The following is an 849-nucleotide window of genomic DNA, read 5'->3' on the forward strand; positions in this document are numbered from 1 at the left end:
TCCTTAAAGCGCGCTAGCTCCAGTGTTGCTTTGGCTGCCTGATAATCCTTAACCACCGCATCCGGTGTGACCTGCTCGGGTTTCTGCTTGCCATCCGGTGTCAACAGCAGGCCCCTCAGGCAACATTCCGCTTTGAAGCGCGCTAGCTCCAGTGTTGCTTTGGCTGCCTGATAATCCTTAACCACCGCATCCGGTGTGACCTGCTCGGGTTTCTGCTTGCCATCCGGTGTCAACAGCAGGCCCCTCAGGCAACATTCCGCCTTGAAGCGCGCTAGCTCCAGTGTTGCTTTGGCTGCCTGATAATCCTTAACCACCGCATCCGGTGTGACCTGCTCGGGTTTCTGCTTGCCATCCGGTGTCAACAGCAGGCCCCTCAGGCAACATTCCGCTTTGAAGCGCGCTAGCTCCAGTGTTGCTTTGGCTGCCTGATAATCCTTAACCACCGCATCCGGTGTGACCTGCTCGGGTTTCTGCTTGCCATCCGGTGTCAACAGCAGGCCCCTCAGGCAACATTGTTCCTTAAAGCGCGCTATCCCCAGCTTGCCTTCTGGACTATCTGGGAAATCCTTAACCACCGCATCCGGTGTGACCTGCTCGGGTTTCTGCTTGCCATCCGGTGTCAACAGCAGGCCCCTCAGGCAACATTCCGCTTTGAAGCGCGCTATCGCTAACTGATACTTATTATTTTGATCTGGAGCTCGATTGAATTCTTGAATGACCTGATCCGGGCTGATTTTTCTCTGGTCTTTTGGAATGTTCTTTAAGCAGAGCTTTTGCAGGAAGAAGGCTCCTCGTAGGGAGGTTTTGTCATTTGCATACGCTGTCATCACATCAGCTGGGGTGATTTTA

Annotated in this window: 1 protein-coding gene; it reads right to left on the reverse strand. The window is 53.8% G+C overall.

Annotation, left to right across the window (positions count from 1 at the left end):
- On the reverse strand, positions 1-827 hold an 827-nt coding region (locus tag AK963_RS29825; protein WP_139117812.1), incomplete at its 3' end, for a hypothetical protein.
- Between the last annotated feature and the right edge of the window lie 22 nt (positions 828-849).

This window comes from Endozoicomonas atrinae (genome assembly GCF_001647025.1).
GTDB lineage: Bacteria > Pseudomonadota > Gammaproteobacteria > Pseudomonadales > Endozoicomonadaceae > Endozoicomonas > Endozoicomonas atrinae.